This window comes from Pseudomonas sp. B21-031, assembly GCF_024748985.1.
Taxonomy (GTDB): Bacteria; Pseudomonadota; Gammaproteobacteria; order Pseudomonadales; family Pseudomonadaceae; genus Aquipseudomonas; species Aquipseudomonas kermanshahensis.
Genome location: NZ_CP087181.1, coordinates 4624223 through 4643429 on the forward strand (window position 1 = coordinate 4624223; position 19207 = coordinate 4643429).

The following is a 19207-nucleotide window of genomic DNA, read 5'->3' on the forward strand; positions in this document are numbered from 1 at the left end:
TTCAGTCAAATGAACCACAACGATGTACTGCGCAGCCTGCGCTACATGCTCAAGATCAACGATGCCAAAATGGTCGGCATCATCAAGCTGTCGGGCCTGGAGGTCAGCGCCGAGACCCTGGCCAGCTACCTCAAGAAAGAGGAAGAGCCCGGCTTCGTGCGCTGCCCCGACCCGGTCATGGCGCACTTTCTGGATGGCCTGGTGATTCATCGCCGCGGCAAGGACGACAGCCGCCCGCAACAGCCGGTCGAGCTGCCGGTGACCAACAACACGATTCTGAAAAAGCTGCGCGTAGCGTTCGAGCTCAAGGAAGAAGACCTGCACACGATACTCAAGTCGGTCAACTTCCCGGTCTCCAAACCCGAACTCAGCGCGCTGTTCCGCAAGGTCGGCCATGACAACTACCGGCCCTGCGGCGACCAGTTGCTGCGCAACTTCCTCAAGGGCCTGACCCTGCGCGTGCGCGGCTAAGTGGCCATGCAGCATACGGTTTCACCGGTCGGCATCGTCCGCTCCTGCTTCAAGGAAAAGTTCGCCATCCCGCGCCAGCCCCACCTGGCACCTGCGGCGCGTGGCGTGCTGGAGCTGCTGCCGCCGTTCGACCAGGGTGATGCCGTGGCGGGCCTGGAGCAGGTCAGCCATGTCTGGCTGTTGTTTCTGTTCCACCAGGCCCTGGAAGACAAGCCACGCCTGAAAGTGCGCCCACCGCGCCTGGGCGGCAACAAGAGCATGGGCGTGTTCGCCACCCGTGCCACCCACAGGCCCAATGGTATTGGCCAGTCGGTGGTACGCCTGGAAGGCGTGGAGCCTGGGCGCCTGCTGCTGTCTGGGATCGACCTGCTCGATGGCACCCCGGTGCTGGATATCAAGCCTTACGTACCGTATGCCGACAGCATTGCCGGTGCCAGTAACCAGATGGCCAGCGAAGCGCCCGCCGCCATCGCCGTGCAATGGCACGACGATGCCCTGCCCCAGGCCCACGCGCATGCCCTGCGCCTGGGCGAGCCACTGGTGGAGCTGATCGAGCAGTGCCTCGGGCAAGATCCGCGGCCGGCGTATCAGGTGCCACCAGCGGAGCGGGTGTATGGGGTCAAATTCTGGGATGTGCAGGTGCGCTGGCATTATCCGCAGCCGGCGCTGATCCGCGTGCTGGAAGTGGTGCTGGATCATTGATCCGAGCGTGTACAAAAAAGGCGACCCGAAGGTCGCCTTTTTTCATTGCCTAACCGCGATCAGCGAGCCGGGCCTTCAGCCACGCCCAGGTCGTCGGTCGGACGGGTGTCTTCCAGCGGTGCGCCGCCAGATGCCAGCTCCGAAGCCAGCTTGTCGTTGTCCATTTCATTGACCCACTTGGCCACGACCACGGTGGCAACGGCGTTACCGACCAGGTTGGTCAGAGCACGGGCTTCGGACATGAAGCGGTCGATGCCCAGGATCAGCGCCAGGCCGGCAACCGGCAGGTGGCCAACCGCCGACAGGGTGGCGGCCAAGACGATGAAGCCCGAACCAGTCACGCCAGCAGCGCCTTTGGACGCCACCAACAGTACCAGCAGCAGGGTGATCTGGTGGGTGATGTCCATGGTGGTGTCAGTCGCCTGGGCGATGAACACGGCGGCCATGGTCAGGTAGATCGAGGTGCCGTCCAGGTTGAACGAGTAGCCCGTCGGGATGACCAGGCCAACCACCGATTTCTTCGCACCCAGGCGCTCCATCTTCGCCAGCATACGTGGCAGCGCGGACTCAGAAGAAGACGTGCCCAGCACGATCATCAGCTCTTCGCGGATGTAGCGGATCAGCTTGAGGACGCTGAAGCCGTGGGCGCGGCAGATACCGCCGAGGACCACCAGGACGAACAGCAGGCAGGTCACGTAGAAGCAGGCCATCAGGTAGCCCAGCTGCACCAGCGAACCCACGCCGTACTGGCCGATGGTGAAGGCCATGGCACCGAAGGCGCCGACCGGGGCCAACTTCATGATCATGTTGATGATGTTGAACATGACATGGGCGAAGCGGTCGATCAGGTCGAGCACCGGCTTACCGTAGCTGCCCAGGCGGTGCAGGGCGAAGCCGAAGATCACCGAGAACATCAGCACTTGCAGGATATCGCCATTGGCGAAGGCACCGACCACGGTGTTGGGGATGATGTTGAGCAGGAAGCCAACGGTGGTCTGCTGCGCGCCGGCGGCGGCATAAGCGGCCACGCTGCTGGCGTTCAGGGTGGTGACGTCGATGTGCATGCCAGCGCCTGGCTTGACCACGTTGACGACGACGAGGCCGATGATCAGGGCGATGGTGGAGACGATTTCAAAGTACAGGAGCGCGTAGCCGCCGGTCTTGCCTACCGACTTCATGCTCTGCATGCCAGCGATGCCGCTGACCACGGTGCAGAAGATGATCGGGGCGATGACCATTTTGATCAGTTTGACGAACCCGTCACCCAGGGGTTTGAGGGCAACGCCGGTTTCGGGATAGAAGTGGCCGAGCAGGATGCCGATGGTGATGGCGACCAACACCTGGACATACAGGGATTTGTACAGCGGCTGACGTGTCGTCATGGCTAATTTCCTCAAGTGTGCCGGTTCACCCTTCCCAGGGTGATGGGGCACCTGAATCGCTAACCCTCCTGCACATGGAGGGATTTGTCGTTGTGTTCGAGCTGCCTGGGCAGGCCTCTGCCAGGATCAATAGCAAGGGCAATGCCAAAATGCCCATGAAGGGTGCAAAGGCCGAGATTGCTAGGGATAAGTGCCCAACGACAGGGCGAGAAAGCTGAGGAAGGCTGGCGGATTTCCGCCCGGTGGCGGAATTTGTACAAGGGTGGATGGCGGGAATCCGCCCAACAGGGGTTGGCTAATCGGTCTGCCGATCAATCCAGCGTGAAGGTGATCCGGAACGCCGCGCCACCCAGCGGCGAATCACCCAGGCTCAACCCGGCGTCATAGCTGTCGACGATGTCTTTGACCACCGCCAGCCCGATGCCCTGCCCCGGGTGCTGGCTGTCCAGCCGCTCGCCGCGCTCCAGAATGCGCTCGCGCTGATCGGCCGGCACCCCGGGCCCATCGTCTTCGATGCACAGCGTCAGTTGGCCTGGCGCCTCTTCCAGGCTCACCCGTACGTGCCCCAGGCTCAACCGGTAGGCGTTCTCCAGCAGGTTGCCGAGCAATTCCAGCAGCGCGCCCTGCTCCATCGGCAGTTGCGCGGCCTCGGGTATGTCCAGCGCGACGCTGACCTGCTTGTCGCGGTAGACCTTGGCCAAAGTGCTGCACAAGCTGTCGAGCAAGGGCTTGAGTTGCACGCTGTGACGCACCAGGCCGCTCTTGCGCAGGCTGGCGCGCTGCAGTTGGTAGTCGATCTGCTGGCTCATGCGCTCGATCTGGCTTTGCAGCACCCGCGCCTGCTCGCGCTCACCGTTGCGCTGGCGCAGGCTCTCGCCCACCCCTTGCAACACCGCCAGCGGTGTCTTCAGGCTGTGCGCCAAGTCATCCAGCGAGTCACGGTAGCGCTGGCGCTGCTCGCGCTCGCTGTGCAGCAGGCGGTTCAACGAACCGGTCAGGCGCAGCAGCTCCCGGGGGTGCTCGCGGCTCAAGCCGTCACGCGCGCCGGCCTCGACCTCGTCCAGCTCGCGGCTCAGCCGCCGCAGCGAACGCAGGCCCCAGGTCAGGCCGGCCCACAGCAGCACCAGCAGCGCCAGCAGGGCTGCGCCAAACCCCAGGTAGAGCTTTTCTCGCAGGCCATCGAGGGTGTGCTGGTACTCGCGCACCGGTTGCAGCGCAACGATGCTGTAGGCCGCGCTCTGGCCGCCGAGCAGCTTGATCTCGACGTCATAGACGAAGAACTCTTCGCCATCGCCTTGATGGATGCGGGCGAATTCGTTGCCACGGCCGTCATAGCGGGGGCGGTAGTTGATGTTCTGGTCTGCAGTGGCCCGCGACTGCCACACCAGGTTGCCGTCGCGGTCGAAGATATAGCCGAGCAGGCCGGTGTAGGGCAGGTTATAGCGTTCGTCCGGCAGCAGTGTCGGCATCTGCAATTGGCCGTGCTCGATGCGGGCGGCGGAGATCAGCGTGGTCACGTCCGAGGCCAGGCGTTGCTCGATGGATTCCTGCAGGGCAAGGCTGAACGCCTTCTGCAAGGCAGGCAACAGCGCCAGCATGAACAGCAGCGCCAGCACTGCGGCCGCCAACATCAGGCGCACCCGCAGGGAACGGATCATCGGCAGCGCTCGGTAAACAGGTAACCCAGGCCACGCACCGTGTCGATCGGTTTGAAGCCGTTTTCACCTTCCAGCTTGCGGCGTAGGCGCCCGACCAGCACCTCGATGACATTGGGGTCACGTTCTTCATCGCCTGGGTAGAGTTGCTCCATCAAGCGGTCCTTGGCCACCACCTGCTGGTGGTGGCGCATGAGGTATTCGAGAATGCGGTATTCGTAGGCGGTCAGGGCCAGGGGCTGATCGTCCAGGGTCGCCTGCTTGCGGTTGAGGTCGAGCAGCAGCGGGCCTGCGGCGATGGTCGACTGGGTGAACCCACTGGAGCGGCGCAGCAGCGCGTTGAGGCGCGCTTCGAGTTCTTCGAACTGGAAGGGTTTGACCAGGTAATCGTCCGCACCGGCGGCCAGGCCTTCGACCTTGTCCTGCCAGTTGCCACGGGCGGTGAGGATGAGAATGGGGAAGGTCTTGTTCTGGCTGCGCAGGCGGCCGATCAGTTCCAGGCCGCTCATGCCCGGCAGCCCCAGGTCGATCACGGCCAGGTCGAAGTGGTACTGCTCGGCCTGGTAAAGGGCCTCTTCGGCATCGGCGACAGCCTGGACCACGTGGCCGCTTTCGCCCAGGCGGGTGTAGAGGTGATGGCGAAGCAGCGCTTCGTCCTCGACCACCAGCAGTTTCATGTGCAGCTCCTTGTTTATATGGCCTGTGCCGGCCTCTTCGCAGCGCAAGGCTGCTCCTACAGGCACAGTGGTTGCCCGATGTAGGAGCAGCCTTGTGCTGCGAAGAGGCCAGTGCAGGATAACAACTACCTCAGAACTTGTAGTTCGCCGACAGGTAAGTTTGTGCACTGCTGGTCAGGCGCAGGGTGCCGTCTTTCGGCCCACCGCTGGCGCCCACCTCGGTGGCAGCATTGGTGCGCAGGTAACGGTAGCCCATCTCCACCGATGCCTTGTCGGTGATCTCCTGGATCACACCTGCCTGCAGGCCCACCGCGTAGCCATAGTCGGTATCACGGCTGGCACCTGGGGAATCCTGGGTCAGCTTGGTCATGCCCAGGCTGCCGCCACCGAACAGTTTGGTGGTGTCGCCCACCGGCAGGAACAGGTCATAGCTGCCCAGCAGGTTTTCCTGGCGCAGCTTGAGGCCGCTGTGGTCGCCCGAGACGTTATCGTAGGTCATGTAGTAGCGACCCTGCTCGTTGATCTTACCCACGCGCACGCCCCAGGTGTCGTCCTTGCCGATGATGCCGTCGGCGTTCAGGTTGTCGGTGTTGCGTTGTAACAGGCCAGACTTGCGAACTTTATCGCTGGTCTGGCCGTAGGTCAGGCTGGCGAAGTTTTCATCGGCGGCCTGGGCAGTGGTGATGCCTGCGGCGCAGACGGCCATGGCGGCGAGCAAGGTGTTAAAGGTTTTCATGGCTTCGTACTCCAGTTGGATGCGCTGTTTCTGTCTGGAAGCTAGAGTAAGGAGGGCACCCTGAACCGTGACTGAACCCTGGCTGAACCACGGCTGAACGAACTGTCTGCAAGACAAGGAGTAGTAAACATGCGCGCCCTGCTGGCCCTGACCTTGATGTGCAGCGCCGCCCTCGCCCAGGCGGCGGTAGTGACCCGCGAGATTCCCTATCAGGACGACGATGGCAAGCGCTATGTCGGCTACTACGCCTATGACGATGCACTGGACGACAAACGCCCGGGCATCGTCGTGGTGCATGAGTGGTGGGGCCTGAACGACTACGCCAAGCGCCGCGCCCGTGACTTGGCAGCCTTGGGCTACAAAGCGCTGGCGATCGACATGTACGGCGATGGCAAGCACACCGAGCATCCGCAGGATGCTCAGGCGTTCATGGCCGAAGCGATGAAAGACCCGGCTGCGGCGGCCGCGCGCTTCGACGCTGGCCTGGAGTTGCTGAAAAAGCAGCCGAACGTCAACAAGCACCAACTGGGCGCCGTCGGTTACTGCTTCGGCGGCAAGGTGGTGCTCGATGCGGCGCGTCGGGGAGAAAAACTCGATGGCGTGGTGAGTTTCCATGGCGCGCTGGCCACCCAGACGCCAGCCAAGCCGGGCGTGGTCAGGGCCAACATACTGGTCGAGCACGGCGCGGCGGACAGCATGGTCACCGAACAACAGGTCGAAGCGTTCAAGGCGGAAATGGACGCGGCCAAGGTCAACTACCAGTTCGTCAGCATTCCCGGGGCCAAGCATGGCTTCACCAACCCGGACGCCGACCGCTTGAGCCATGGCGAGCATGGTGGGCCGGACATTGGCTACAACAAGGCCGCCGATGAAAGCTCATGGGCGGATATGCAGGCATTCTTCAAGAACGTGTTCAAGTAACGATCGCCGGGGCCGCGTTGCGGCCCATCGCGACGCAAGGCCGCTCCCACACAGCCGTCGCGGCTGGCACAATAGCCTCCATGAACACACTTCCCACCTGCTGCTCCCCACTTCAGCACCACTGGCCCCTGCCCCGCCCGTTGCCGGGTGCAGTGCTGGTCAGCTGTGCCTTCGACCCGGCCCACCTGGCTGCCGACGACTTCCAGCGTGCCGGCATTGTACAAAGCGCCAGCCTGCAACGCTCGGTGGCCAAGCGCCAGGCCGAGTACCTGGCCGGCCGTGTCTGCGCCCGCGCCGCCTTGCAACGCCTGGATGGCCGCGACTTTGTGCCGGGCACCCACGAAGACCGCTCGCCCATCTGGCCGGCCGGTATCCACGGCTCGATCACCCACGGCAAAGGCTGGGCCGCCGCCGTTGTCGCGGGCCAAGGCAGCTGCCGCGGCCTGGGCTTGGATCAGGAGTCGCTGCTCGATGACGAACGCGCCGAGCGCCTGAAGGCGGAAATCCTCACCCCCGCAGAACTTGAGCGCCTGGACCGCCGCCAGCTCGGCCTGACAGTGACGCTGACCTTTTCGCTCAAAGAAAGCCTGTTCAAGGCTCTCTACCCGCTGACTCGCCAGCGTTTCTATTTTGAGCACGCCGAAGTGCTGGAGTGGTCCGCTGAGGGTTCGGCCCGCCTACGCCTGCTCACCGACCTGTCGCCCGAATGGCAACGCGGCAGTGAACTGCAAGGCCAGTTCTGCCTTCAGGACGGCCACCTGCTGAGCCTGATCAGCGTCTGACCTTTATTGGGGCGCCTGTGCCCGCGGCCAGCTGAGGCTGAAGCAGGCGCCGCCCAGCGCCTCGCTGCGCCCTACCGTGGCCCTGCCAGCGTGCCAGTAGATGATCCGCCGAACGATCGACAGGCCCAGCCCATGCCCGCCGGATGCCCGGGTGCGGCTGTCGTCGAGCCGGGTGAAGGGGGTGAAAATGCGGTCCCAAACGCCCTCCGGGATGCCTGGCCCGTCATCTTCCACATCGACCCTGCAGCGTTGCTGCCCCAGTTGGTAACTCAGCCGAACTTCGCCCTCGGCATGGCGCATGGCGTTGCTCACCAGGTTCTGCAGCGCCCGGTGCAGGTAGCGCGGCTCGGCCTCGACCCAGGCCCCATCGGTTGCAGCCCCTTGGCAAGCACCGCGCACCACCCTGATGCCAGCCCGCAGCGGCGCCAGTTCCTCGATCACCCGGTCAAACAAGGCATCGAGGTCGACCCGCTGGAATTTCAGCGCCGGCGCACCTTGCTCAAGGCGCGCGTAAGTCAGCATCTCGTCGACCAGTTTGTCCAGGTCCTGGATGTCGCCATCCATGCCGGCCAGGTGCTTGGCGCGGGCTTGGTCGGTACTCGCGGTCTCGATCATCTCCAGGCCAAAGCGCAGGCGCGCCACCGGTGTGCGCAGCTCGTGGGACACCGCCCGCACCAGCTCGCGCTGCATGGTCAACGAGCGCTGCAGGTGCTCGGCCATGCCATTGAATGCTGCAGCCAGGCGCCCGACCGAATCGGCGTCACCGGCCGGCACACGGGTGTCCAGGCTGCCCTGGGCAATACGCGTGGCCGCAATCTCCAGGCCCGACACACGCCGCTCCAACTGGCGCACCAGCAAATACACCACCAGCCCGATCAGGCACAGCCCGAGAAAGGCAATCAGGATCAGCAACTGCGGCGGGTACGGGTTGAGCTGATGCAGCGGGCCGATTTCCAGCACCCAGGGTGACCCTGAGAGCCCAGAGAACACCCGGATCGAATCGCCATCCTTGCCCAGGGCCATGACGGTATCGCCCTCCTCTACCCGCCGCCGCTGGTCGTCATCCAGGCCGACCCGCTCCAGGCGTTGCAGGGCGATGTCGAAACCAAACCCCTTGCTCTGCTTGAGTTGCGCAAGGCGCTGCTGCTGCTCGGTCACCGGATAACGCACCAGCTCGTCCGCCAACAGGTAGAGCGTGGCCCGGGCCAGCTGCTCGCTGACCTGCTTGATCTGGGCCACCAGCAGGACATCCTCGCGGCCGACCTTGCGCAGCACCTGGGCGGCGTGCGGGCCAGTCTTTTCGACCACCACCAGGCCGCGATACAGCCGGGCCCGCTGGCCACCGTCAAGGGTGCGCGCCGACATCGGCTGCAGCGCCAACGGTACCCCAAGCAGGCGCTCCCACATCAGCAATGAGCGCTTGCGTTCGGTTTCGTTCTGCACGGCCAGGTTGTCGGCCATCAGGCTGAAAGTGCCTTGGGCCAGGCCCTCGCGGTGCTGGGCGGCGCGCACTTCGTTGACCAGGTGCAGGCTGAGTACCCCGAGTAGCGCCACCAGCACCAGCACAGCGAGCATGCCGCCATAGATGCGCAGAAAGATCGAGTTGTTCATGGCGCCTCGCCGACGAACAGGTAACCCTTGCTGCGCAGGGTCTTGATCAGGCGTGGGTGGATCGGGTCGTCACCGATCTTGGGGCGGATCTTGGAAATGCGCACATCGATGGAGCGGTCCTGGCCGTCGTAGCCGACACCGCGCAGGGCGGTGAAAATCTGCTCGCGCGACAAAACCCGGCCGGCGTTGCTGGCCAGCAGCCAGAGCAGGTCGAATTCGGCGCCGGTCAGGTCTATCAGTTGCTCGCCCAGCCGCGCTTCGCGCAGGCGGTTGTCGATGCGCAGCGGGCCGAAGGCCAGGTCCAGGCGCTTGCTTTCGGGCGCCTCGCTGCGCCGCAGCAGGGCCTGGATACGCGCCAGCAACACGCGCGGGCGCACTGGCTTGCACACATAGTCGTCGGCGCCCAGGTCCAGCCCCTGCACCTGGTCGAGCTCGTCGCTGCGGGCGGTGAGCATGAGGATCGGGCCAGCATATTGGCCGCGCACCCGGCGGCAGATGCTCAGGCCGTCTTCACCGGGGAGCATGAGGTCGAGAATCACCAAGTCAGGCTGGCTGTCGACAATGCGTCGCACCGCGCGGCCGCCATCGCCCTCGACGGCCACCTCGAAGCCGTTGGCCTGGAGGTATTCGGCCGTGAGCTCGGCCAGGCGCTGGTCGTCTTCGACGATGAGGATGCGGGGGGTGGGTTGGTCCATGGCCTTTGCCTTTCGATTGTTGTTTTTCTATCGCCGATACTACGTTCCGACCTGAGCACTGCCAACCGACCTGCAGTACCGCACTCGCCACTGGACTGAACCGTTTTTTGTGGTAGGGTTCGCGCCCTCAAAATTCTGCCTTGGGGCAGCGCGCTGAAGAAAAATACTGCAAACCACTTGGCACAAGGCCTACAGGCCATACCCACAAAGTACGCACAACTTATCCACAGGCGCTCGCCTTGCAAAGACCCTGATACCGCATTATCTTGTATCCCGATCGCAGCGAACCACTACATGTTGGGGTTCGTGCAAAATCACACACAAAAGTCAACCCGGCAAATTATTCGATTTTCCGGTTGAACTTCAGGTGATTTGACCAGCCATACCGCTCCAGCGGACTACTGAACTGCAACAGCTTTTGGGTACTGCCCAAAACCTTTGACTTCGGCCAGGGAGCGGCAAGCTATTGCCCCTTATTCCTGAGTCTGTCCCGAAGTCGGTACGCCCGAGCGGGCGGATGCGCGCGCATGACGCATCCCCGCACGGGTGATCGAGCAAGTGGACGGAACGGTGGGCGCCCAAAAGGCGCCTGTACAATATAGAAACTGTGGAGACACCCACCCATGCAAACCGACACAACTCGCGAGAACCCGCAGGCCCAGGTGCCGCAGGCCGCCGATTCCAACCAGGATCTGGCTGCCACCGCCCCCGGCCAACTGCGCGTGATCAAGCGCAACGGCACTGTCGTCCCCTACACCGACGACAAGATCACCGTGGCCATCACCAAGGCGTTCCTCGCAGTTGAAGGCGGCACCGCCGCCGCCTCGTCGCGTATCCACGACACCGTCGCGCGCCTGACCGAGCAGGTCACTGCCACGTTCAAGCGTCGCATGCCATCGGGTGGCACCATCCACATCGAAGAAATCCAGGACCAGGTCGAACTGGCCCTGATGCGTGCCGGTGAGCAGAAAGTCGCCCGCGACTACGTGATCTACCGCGACCAGCGTGCAAAAGAGCGCGCCACCCGCGCCAACACCGACGCCGTAGTCGAGCCGCACCCAAGCATCCGCATCACCCTGGCCGACGGCAGCCTGGCGCCGCTGGACATGGCGCGCCTGAACACCATCATCAGCGAAGCCTGCGAAGGCCTGGCCGAAGTCGATGGCGACCTGATCCAGCGCGAAACCCTGAAGAACCTGTACGACGGCGTGGCCATCAAGGACGTCAACACCGCCCTGGTGATGACCGCCCGTACCCTGGTCGAGCGCGAGCCGAACTACTCGTTCGTCACCGCCCGCCTGCTGATGGACACCCTGCGTGCCGAAGGCCTGGGCTTCCTCAGCGTTGCCGACAGCGCCACCCACCACGAGATGGCCGAGCTGTACGCCAAGGCGCTGCCAGCCTACGTCGCCAAAGGTATCGAGTTCGAGCTGCTGAACCCGGCGCTGGCTGACTTCGACCTGGAAAAACTGGGCAAGGCGATCAACCACGAGCGCGACCAGCAGTTCACCTACCTGGGCCTGCAGACCCTGTACGACCGCTACTTCATCCACAAGGATGGCGTACGCTTCGAGCTGCCACAGGTGTTCTTCATGCGTGTGGCCATGGGCCTGGCGCTGGAAGAGAAAGAAAAAGAAGCCCGTGCGATCGAGTTCTACAACCTGTTGTCGTCCTTCGACTACATGGCCTCGACCCCGACCCTGTTCAACGCCGGTACCCTGCGCCCGCAGCTGTCCAGCTGCTACCTGACCACCGTGCCGGACGATCTGTCGGGCATCTACCACGCGATCCACGACAACGCCATGCTGTCGAAATTCGCCGGTGGCCTGGGCAACGACTGGACCCCTGTGCGTGCACTGGGCTCCTACATCAAGGGCACCAACGGTAAATCCCAGGGCGTCGTACCCTTCCTGAAAGTGGTCAACGACACCGCCGTTGCGGTCAACCAGGGCGGCAAGCGCAAGGGCGCTGTCTGTGCCTACCTGGAAACCTGGCACCTGGACATCGAAGAATTCATCGAGCTGCGCAAGAACACCGGTGATGACCGTCGTCGTACCCACGACATGAACACCGCCAACTGGATCCCTGACCTGTTCATGAAGCGCGTCTTCGATGACGGCAAGTGGACCCTGTTCTCGCCCTCGGAAGTGCCTGATCTGCACGACCTGACCGGCAAGGCCTTCGAAGAGCGCTACGAGTACTACGAAGCCCTGACCGAGTACAACAAGATCAAGGTGTTCAAGACCATCCAGGCCAAAGACCTGTGGCGCAAGATGCTGTCGATGCTGTTCGAGACCGGCCACCCATGGTTGACCTTCAAGGACCCGTGCAACCTGCGTTCGCCGCAGCAGCACGTGGGCGTGGTCCACAGCTCGAACCTGTGCACCGAGATCACCCTGAACACCAACAAGGACGAGATCGCGGTCTGCAACCTGGGCTCGATCAACCTGCCGAACCACATCGTCGATGGCAAGCTGGACACCGCCAAACTGCAACGCACCGTGAACACTGCCGTGCGCATGCTCGACAACGTGATCGACATCAACTACTACTCGGTGCCGCAAGCGCGTAACTCGAACCTCAAGCACCGCCCAGTCGGCCTGGGCATCATGGGCTTCCAGGACGCACTGTACCTGCAGCACATCGCCTACGGTTCCGACGCTGCGGTCGAGTTCGCCGACAAGTCGATGGAAGCGGTCAGCTACTTCGCGATCCAGGCGTCCTGCGACCTGGCCGACGAGCGTGGCGCCTACGAGACCTTCCAGGGCTCGCTGTGGTCCAAAGGCATCCTGCCGCTGGATTCGCAACAGATCCTGATCGAGGCCCGTGGCCAGAAGTACATCGATGTCGACCTGAACGAGACCCTGGACTGGGCGCCGGTGCGTGCTCGCGTACAAAAAGGTATTCGTAACTCGAACATCATGGCCATCGCGCCGACCGCGACCATCGCCAACATCACTGGCGTGTCGCAGTCCATCGAGCCGACTTACCAGAACCTGTACGTGAAATCGAACCTGTCGGGCGAATTCACCGTGATCAACCCGTACCTGGTTCGCGACCTGAAAGCCCGCGGCCTGTGGGACTCGGTGATGATCAACGACCTGAAGTACTACGACGGTTCGGTGCAGCAGATCGAGCGTATCCCGCAAGAGCTGAAAGACCTGTACGCCACCGCGTTCGAAGTCGAGACCAAGTGGATCGTCGATGCTGCCTCGCGTCGCCAGAAGTGGATCGACCAGGCTCAGTCGCTGAACCTGTACATCGCTGGCGCTTCGGGCAAGAAGCTGGACGTGACCTACCGCATGGCCTGGTACCGTGGTCTGAAAACCACCTACTACCTCCGTGCCCTGGCTGCGACCAGCACCGAGAAGTCGACCATCAACACCGGCAAGCTCAATGCTGTTTCCAGCGGCGGCGACAGCGCCCCGGTTCAGGCAGCCGGCCCGGCACCTGTGCCAAAGGCGTGTGCGATCGACGAGCCTGACTGCGAAGCCTGCCAGTAAGGCCTGATGCCGCAAGGGGTGCCACGGGCGCCCCTTGCGGCATTTTTGTATCCGCGCGCCAGAGAAACCTTGCCCTTTGCCCACCGCTCGCGCGGCTCGGTAAAAGAGCAGGACCTCTCAAAAAAGGACGTACCCCATGGCGCGGAACAAAGTGGCAACTCGCAAAATTGGTCGCAATGCTGAAACCGGCCGCTTCACCTCGGTCGAAGAAGCACGCAAGCACCCCAAGACACACGTGGTCGAGACCCTGCGCAAGCATTGCAGCTAACACGCGCTGTGTAGGAGCAGCCTTGTGCTGCGAAGAGGCCGGCTATGCCAGCGAAATGTGCTGTGCTTGCGCCGGCCTCTTCGCAGCACAAGGCTGCTCCTACACGACGCACAACCCCATATACAGTGTCTAGAAAACAAAAAACCACAACATATAGTGCCAAACCTTCGTTTAGCGGCTACACTCTTGCCCGAACGAACGACGCACCCTTGGTGAACGGATGCGCGCCAAACCGGTCGAAAAAGTTACCCTCGCCGGCCAGACTCGCACCCCGATCGAAGGCGAATTCCGGTATACTGCGCCCCCTCTGAAAAGGGCACCTTTCAAGTCCCTGGCCCCTCTGTGAGGCCTGGCCAGGCACAAGCACATCCAGATGTAACGAGAGTCAGCCTCTCGAGCTGTCCATTCGCCGTAACGGCCTTGCGTCAGGCATCACATTCTTAAAATCCAACCGGTTGCCTGAGGGCGACCCTCAAGCAGGAGCCAAACCATGCTGAGCTGGGACGAATTCGACAAGGAAGACGGCGAAGTAGCCGCCAAAGGCAACACCCCTGCGCAGGCCAACGCCGCTGCCACCCTCGACAAGCTCGACAGCGCCGGCGGTGCCGCCGCTCTGGAAGCCCGTGCCGCTACGGCTTCTGACTCCGAAGCCGTTAAACGCGCCAAGGCTGCCCTTGACGCCCTCGACGTTGCCGAAGGCCTGGCCGAGCTGGAAGGCTCTGCCGCCCGCGTTGCGGTCGATGAAAAGCGCATGATCAACTGCCGCGCCGACCTCAACCAGCTGGTGCCATTCAAATACGACTGGGCCTGGCAGAAGTACCTCGACGGCTGCGCCAACCACTGGATGCCGCAAGAGGTCAACATGACCGCCGACATCGCCCTGTGGAAGAGCCAGGACGGCCTGACCGAAGACGAGCGCCGCATCGTCATGCGTAACCTCGGCTTCTTCTCCACCGCCGACTCCCTGGTTGCCAACAACCTGGCCCTGGCCGTGTACCGCCTGATCACCAACCCGGAGTGCCGCCAGTACATCCTGCGCCAGGCCTTCGAAGAGGCGATCCACACCCACGCCTACCAGTACTGCATCGAGTCGCTGGGCATGGATGAAGGCGAGATCTTCAACATGTACCACGAGATCCCGTCGGTCGCGAAGAAAGCCGCCTGGGGCCTGAAGTACACCCGCGCCATCTCCGACCCGGAATTCAACACCGGCACCCCGGAAACCGACAAAGAGCTGCTGCGCAACCTGATCGCTTACTACTGCGTTCTGGAAGGCATCTTCTTCTACTGCGGCTTCACCCAGATCCTGTCGATGGGCCGCCGCAACAAGATGACCGGCGTTGCCGAGCAGTTCCAGTACATCCTGCGTGACGAGTCGATGCACCTGAACTTCGGTATCGACGTGATCAACCAGATCAAGATCGAGAACCCGCACCTGTGGGATGCCTCGATGAAAGAAGAAGCGACCCAGATGATCCTGCAAGGGACCCAGCTGGAGATCGAATACGCCCGCGATACCATGCCGCGCGGTGTACTGGGCATGAACGCAGCGATGATGGAGGACTACCTCAAGTTCATCGCCAACCGTCGCCTGACCCAGATTGGCCTGAAGGAAGAGTACCCAGGCACCACCAACCCGTTCCCGTGGATGAGCGAGATCATGGACTTGAAGAAGGAGAAGAACTTCTTTGAGACGCGTGTGATTGAGTATCAGACTGGTGGGGCGTTGAGCTGGGACTGATTGTCCGGGCTGAGCATCGAAAAGGCTGCCAATGGGCAGCCTTTTTTTTGCGTGCTAACAAGCCATGCGGTACTCGATTACCCCCGGCTTTTCAGCAATCCAGTCGTACAGCCGCTGTGCAGTCTGGTTGGTTTCCTGGGTATGCCAGTACAGGCGATCGCACTGTTTCTCCCGCGCCTGGCCCTGAACGTGCTCAATCAACTGCTTGCCAACCTGCCTCCCTCGCGCGCTTGGGCAAACGTACAGGTCTTCCAGATAGCAGAAGTCATTACACCCCCAGGTCGAGCGATGGAACACAAAATGGACGAAACCGAGGATGCGCTCACCGTCCGTGGCGACGGCGCAGTGCACGGGCTCTGCCGGGTCGAAAAACCGGGCCCAGGTCAGCTCGGTGGTGGCCTGGCTCAGCGCTACTTTGTAGAACGCCTGGTACTGGTCCCAATAGGCGGACCATTGAGGGAAATCGTTCTGCTTCAACTCGCGGACTGAAATCAATGCTGGTGCAACTGTCATCGTGGACCCCTTTCAATGTGGGAATGGTCTGAAAACAGGTGCATTTATAGCGATAGAATGGCCTGTATAGCCCCGCCACTTTATGTAAGTGAACCAGACCAATGTTCAAACATGCACAACTGCAATCGGTCAAAGCCTGGATGAGCGACCCGGCCCATGGCGCGTTGTCGTTGCATGTGCGGATCCAGCGGGCGATTCGCCAATTGATCCTTGATGGCGCGCTGCCGGTCGGTAAGTCGCTGCCAGCTTCACGCCCATTGGCCCAATCGCTGGGCGTCTCGCGGGATACCGTGGAGGCGGCTTACAGCCAGTTGCATGCAGAGGGCTTCATCGAGCGTCGGGTGGGCAGCGGAAGCTTCGTCTCGCAACGCGCACGGCATCTGCCACGGCGACAGCAAAAACGCGAAACGCGCTGCGATGAGCCACCTCAACTGAGCCGCCGGGCGATGGCCGTGCTGCAGAGCGGGGGCGTGAATAATTTCCAAGGGCCGCGCCCTTTTGCACCGGGGGTAGCCGAGACCCGGCACTTCCCCCTGGCGATCTGGGAAAGGCTGGAGCGCCAGGTGTACAAGGAATTTGGCACCCAGGCATTGGAGCACAGTGCGCCACAGGGCATGGCCTGCCTGCGCAGCGCGATCGCTGACTACCTTAACCTTGAACGGGGCGCGCAGGCGTCTGCCGACCGGGTGCTGATCCTCACCAGCTCACAGCAGGCGCTTGGCCTGTGCGCGCAGGTGCTCATGGATGCGGGCGATCAGGTGCTGGTCGAAGACCCGCTCTACCAAGGCACGCGCAAAGCCATCGCGGCAGCAGGCCTCGAAGGCGTGCCCGTGCCAGTGGATGAGAACGGCCTGCAGGTGGAGCGCATGGTGCGTCTGGCCGCCAATGCCAGGGCGGTATTTCTAACGCCGTCTCATCAATACCCCACCGGCACGACGTTGTCGCTGGACAGGCGCCTGCAGGCCATCGAGTGGGCAAGGCAGCAGCGCGCCTGGATCATCGAAGATGACTACGACAGCGAGTTCCACTACGAAGGCCGGCCGACTGCCTGCGTGCAGGGCCTGGACCCGCATGAACGCACGCTGTACATCGGCACGTTCACCAAGTCGCTGTTCGCCGGGCTGCGCATCGGCTACTTGCTGTTGCCGCCTGCTCTCGTCGCGCCGATGACCAGTGCACGCACGCTGCAGGATGGGCATACGGCCTCCATTGCCCAGCTGACCCTGGCGCGGTTCATGGAGGGCGGGCACTACACGGCGCATGTGCGGAGCATGCGGGCGCTGTATGCCGCACGCCGGGACATGCTGGCCGAGCTTGTGCACAAACACCTGGGGGCGTTTCTGGCGCCTAGCATCCCGGCCGGAGGGCTGCAGATGCCCTGCCATTTCGTGCAGGACTTGCCGGAAGACGCGGTAGTGAGGGCGGCGCATGCGGTGGGGATCGACCTGTTGGGGCTCGGCAGTTTGTATGCATCGCCGAGGAATGATGTGGGCCTGTTGATGGGGTTCGCGGCGCTGACGCCTGGCGAGATGCGTGTAGCGGTGGGGAAACTGGCGAAGGTGTTTGCGGGGTTGGAATAGAGAGCTCCCAGCCGCATTCAAGGCGCTGCTCTGGGTTCACAGAAGTCTGCCCTGAGTGCTTCTGCGCCTGTGAGATCGAGCGCCGCCCGCGCGGCGCTTCGCAGCACAAGGCTGCTCCTACATCTGTTTCGGGCCAGTTATTCCTGGGGCATTGGCGCGCGGCCTCCTGGCGCATGGCGCGATATTGAGCCGGACAAACAAGGCGGTCGCGCGCCGCCTTCACAGGCGTGACTGGCCCGAAACGGATGTAGGAGCAGCCTTGTGCTGCGAAGCGCCGCGCGGGCGGCGCTCGATCTCACAGGCACTGAAGCACTCAAGCCCTCAGTCATAGTACCTCCAGAAAAAACCCTTGCCCCCGGAATAGAGGCCTCAGCTTTCCGTATTCACCAAAAAGCCAAGCCTCCAAACACCCTCATCACACCACAAAGCGTTGACATCCCCACCACCACTTGATAAAAATCGCCACAGTTGTACGACAACGCATAACAAAAACAACAATCCGTGGACGATCGCCATGTCGACTTCAATCGCGCTATACCCCCGCATTGCACCTTTCCCGATTTCGTCACCCGCGGCCACCTAGGGCCGTAAGCCCGTTTCACCCTCCCTGGCCGTGACCGGCCCGTTACCTACCCGCCCCTACCGCTGGCCGCTTGCGCGTGCACGGTGGACGGGCCGCCACACCCTTTTGTGGAGCACAACAATAATGAGAATCTGCCAAACCCTTCCCTTTGCCCTGCTCGGCGTCGGCATGCTCGGCAGCCTGCCGGGTACCACCCTGGCGGCGGGCTTTGTCGAGGATGCCAAGGCCACGCTTGGCCTGCGCAACTTCTACATCAACCGCAACTTCACCAACCCCAGCAACCCGCAAAGCAAGGCCGAGGAATGGACGCAGAGCTTCATCCTCGATGCCCGCTCGGGCTTTACCGAGGGGCCGGTGGGGTTCGGTGTGGATGTGCTGGGCATGTGGTCGGTGAAGCTTGATGGCGGTGGCGGCACCTACGGCACCGGGCTGCTGCCGCGCCACGACGATGGGCGCCCAGCCGATGACTTTGGGCGACTGGCGGTGGCGGGCAAGGCGCGGATCTCGAAGACCGAGCTGAAGATCGGCGAATGGATGCCGGTGCTGCCGATCCTGCGCTCCGACGACGGCCGTTCGCTGCCGCAGACGTTCCGCGGGGGGCAGGTCACCTCCAACGAGATCGCCGGGCTGACGCTGTATGGCGGGCAGTTCCGTGGCAACAGCCCGCGCAATGACGCGAGCATGGAAGACATGAGCTATGGCGGGGCGCTTTCCGATCGCTTCAACTTCGTCGGCGGCGAATACAAGTTCAACCAGGACCGCACGCTGGTCGGGCTGTGGAATGCGGTGCTCAAGGACGTCTACCAGCAGCAATACCTGCAACTGAGCCACAGCCAGCCAGTGGGTGACTGGACCCTGGGCGCCAACCTGGGCTACTTCCATGGCGATGAAGACGGCTCCGAGCGTGCCGGGCAGCTGGACAACAAGACCTACTCGGGGATGTTCTCGGCCAAGTATGGCGGCAACACCTTCTGGGTTGGGCTGCAAAAAGTCGATGGCGATACCTGGATGCGGGTCAATGGCACCAGCGGCGGGACGCTGGCCAACGATAGCTACAACTCCAGTTTCGACAACGCCAACGAACGCTCGTGGCAGGTGCGGCATGACTTCAACTTCGTCACCGTCGGGGTGCCGGGTTTGACGCTGATGAACCGTTATATCAGCGGGCAGGATGTGCACAACGGTGCGGTTACCGATGGCAAGGAGTGGGTGCGGGAAACGGAGCTTGCGTATGTGATCCAGAGCGGGGCGTTCAAAGATTTGAGTGTGAAGTGGCGGAACTCGAGCATTCGCCGGGATTACAGCAACAACGAGTTTGATGAGAACCGGTTGATCTTCAACTATCCGTTGTCGTTGTTGTAATAGGGGCCGCTTTGCGGCCCATCGC

Annotated in this window: 16 protein-coding genes; 9 read left to right on the plus strand and 7 right to left on the minus strand. The window is 62.6% G+C overall.

The window, feature by feature from the left end:
* Window positions 1–9: 9 nt before the first annotated feature.
* Together LOY53_RS20640 and tsaA are read left to right on the plus strand one after the other, a co-directional pair.
* A complete protein-coding gene (locus tag LOY53_RS20640) occupies window positions 10–471 on the plus strand; it encodes a DUF1456 family protein (RefSeq protein WP_252825566.1) in 462 nt (153 codons plus the stop codon).
* Between the two features lie 6 nt (window positions 472–477).
* A complete protein-coding gene (gene tsaA, locus LOY53_RS20645; protein ID WP_258703237.1) occupies window positions 478–1173 on the plus strand; it encodes a tRNA (N6-threonylcarbamoyladenosine(37)-N6)-methyltransferase TrmO in 696 nt (231 codons plus the stop codon).
* Between the two features lie 59 nt (window positions 1174–1232).
* On the opposite strand, the gene LOY53_RS20650 is transcribed toward tsaA, so the two are convergent.
* The 4 genes from LOY53_RS20650 to LOY53_RS20665 form a co-directional block, all read right to left on the minus strand.
* The gene (locus LOY53_RS20650) at window positions 1233–2555 is read right to left on the minus strand and encodes a dicarboxylate/amino acid:cation symporter (protein ID WP_027594689.1); all 1323 of its coding nucleotides are present in this window, start codon (window positions 2553–2555) and stop codon (window positions 1233–1235) included.
* Window positions 2556–2866: 311 nt separating this feature from the next.
* The gene (locus LOY53_RS20655; protein WP_258703238.1) at window positions 2867–4213 is read right to left on the minus strand and encodes an ATP-binding protein; all 1347 of its coding nucleotides are present in this window, start codon (window positions 4211–4213) and stop codon (window positions 2867–2869) included.
* Entirely contained in the window at window positions 4210–4887 is a 678-nt protein-coding gene (locus tag LOY53_RS20660; RefSeq protein ID WP_099455093.1) for a response regulator, read from the minus strand. Before LOY53_RS20660 ends, LOY53_RS20655 begins: the two co-directional genes overlap by 4 nt.
* A 130-nt stretch (window positions 4888–5017) precedes the next feature.
* Window positions 5018–5623 (minus strand): outer membrane protein, encoded by a 606-nt coding sequence (locus LOY53_RS20665; RefSeq protein ID WP_252825571.1) that lies wholly within the window; start codon window positions 5621–5623, stop codon window positions 5018–5020.
* 129 nt (window positions 5624–5752) lie between these two features.
* On the opposite strand from LOY53_RS20665, the gene LOY53_RS20670 reads away from it, so the two are divergent.
* Together LOY53_RS20670 and LOY53_RS20675 are read left to right on the plus strand one after the other, a co-directional pair.
* Window positions 5753–6544 (plus strand): dienelactone hydrolase family protein, encoded by a 792-nt coding sequence (locus tag LOY53_RS20670; protein ID WP_258703239.1) that lies wholly within the window; start codon window positions 5753–5755, stop codon window positions 6542–6544.
* Window positions 6545–6624: 80 nt separating this feature from the next.
* Window positions 6625–7326, plus strand: coding sequence for a 4'-phosphopantetheinyl transferase (locus LOY53_RS20675; RefSeq protein ID WP_258703240.1), 702 nt, complete (start codon window positions 6625–6627; stop codon window positions 7324–7326).
* Window positions 7327–7329: 3 nt separating this feature from the next.
* Here the strand turns inward: LOY53_RS20675 and LOY53_RS20680 are convergent, their stop codons facing one another.
* On the minus strand, window positions 7330–8937 hold the full coding sequence (locus tag LOY53_RS20680; RefSeq protein ID WP_258703241.1) for an ATP-binding protein: 1608 nt from the start codon (window positions 8935–8937) through the stop codon (window positions 7330–7332).
* Window positions 8934–9632: a response regulator transcription factor gene (locus tag LOY53_RS20685; protein WP_099455097.1), complete on the minus strand. Its 699-nt coding sequence runs from the start codon at window positions 9630–9632 to the stop codon at window positions 8934–8936. Before LOY53_RS20685 ends, LOY53_RS20680 begins: the two co-directional genes overlap by 4 nt.
* A gap of 623 nt (window positions 9633–10255) precedes the next feature.
* On the opposite strand from LOY53_RS20685, the gene LOY53_RS20690 reads away from it, so the two are divergent.
* The 3 genes from LOY53_RS20690 to LOY53_RS20700 all read left to right on the plus strand — a co-directional run bounded on the left by LOY53_RS20690 (window position 10256) and on the right by LOY53_RS20700 (window position 15144).
* Window positions 10256–13135, plus strand: a complete 2880-nt coding sequence (locus tag LOY53_RS20690) for a ribonucleoside-diphosphate reductase subunit alpha (protein WP_027594697.1) — start codon at window positions 10256–10258, stop codon at window positions 13133–13135.
* Window positions 13136–13271: 136 nt separating this feature from the next.
* Window positions 13272–13403, plus strand: coding sequence for a hypothetical protein (locus LOY53_RS20695; protein WP_258703242.1), 132 nt, complete (start codon window positions 13272–13274; stop codon window positions 13401–13403).
* Between the two features lie 490 nt (window positions 13404–13893).
* Entirely contained in the window at window positions 13894–15144 is a 1251-nt protein-coding gene (locus tag LOY53_RS20700) for a ribonucleotide-diphosphate reductase subunit beta (protein ID WP_027594698.1), read from the plus strand.
* 54 nt (window positions 15145–15198) lie between these two features.
* Here the strand turns inward: LOY53_RS20700 and LOY53_RS20705 are convergent, their stop codons facing one another.
* The gene (locus LOY53_RS20705; RefSeq protein ID WP_252825579.1) at window positions 15199–15657 is read right to left on the minus strand and encodes a GNAT family N-acetyltransferase; all 459 of its coding nucleotides are present in this window, start codon (window positions 15655–15657) and stop codon (window positions 15199–15201) included.
* Window positions 15658–15758: 101 nt separating this feature from the next.
* Between LOY53_RS20705 and LOY53_RS20710 the strand changes: the two genes are divergently transcribed.
* Window positions 15759–17237: a PLP-dependent aminotransferase family protein gene (locus LOY53_RS20710; protein ID WP_258703243.1), complete on the plus strand. Its 1479-nt coding sequence runs from the start codon at window positions 15759–15761 to the stop codon at window positions 17235–17237.
* Window positions 17238–17943: 706 nt separating this feature from the next.
* A complete protein-coding gene (locus LOY53_RS20715) occupies window positions 17944–19182 on the plus strand; it encodes an OprD family porin (RefSeq protein WP_252825583.1) in 1239 nt (412 codons plus the stop codon).
* Window positions 19183–19207 lie beyond the last annotated feature (25 nt).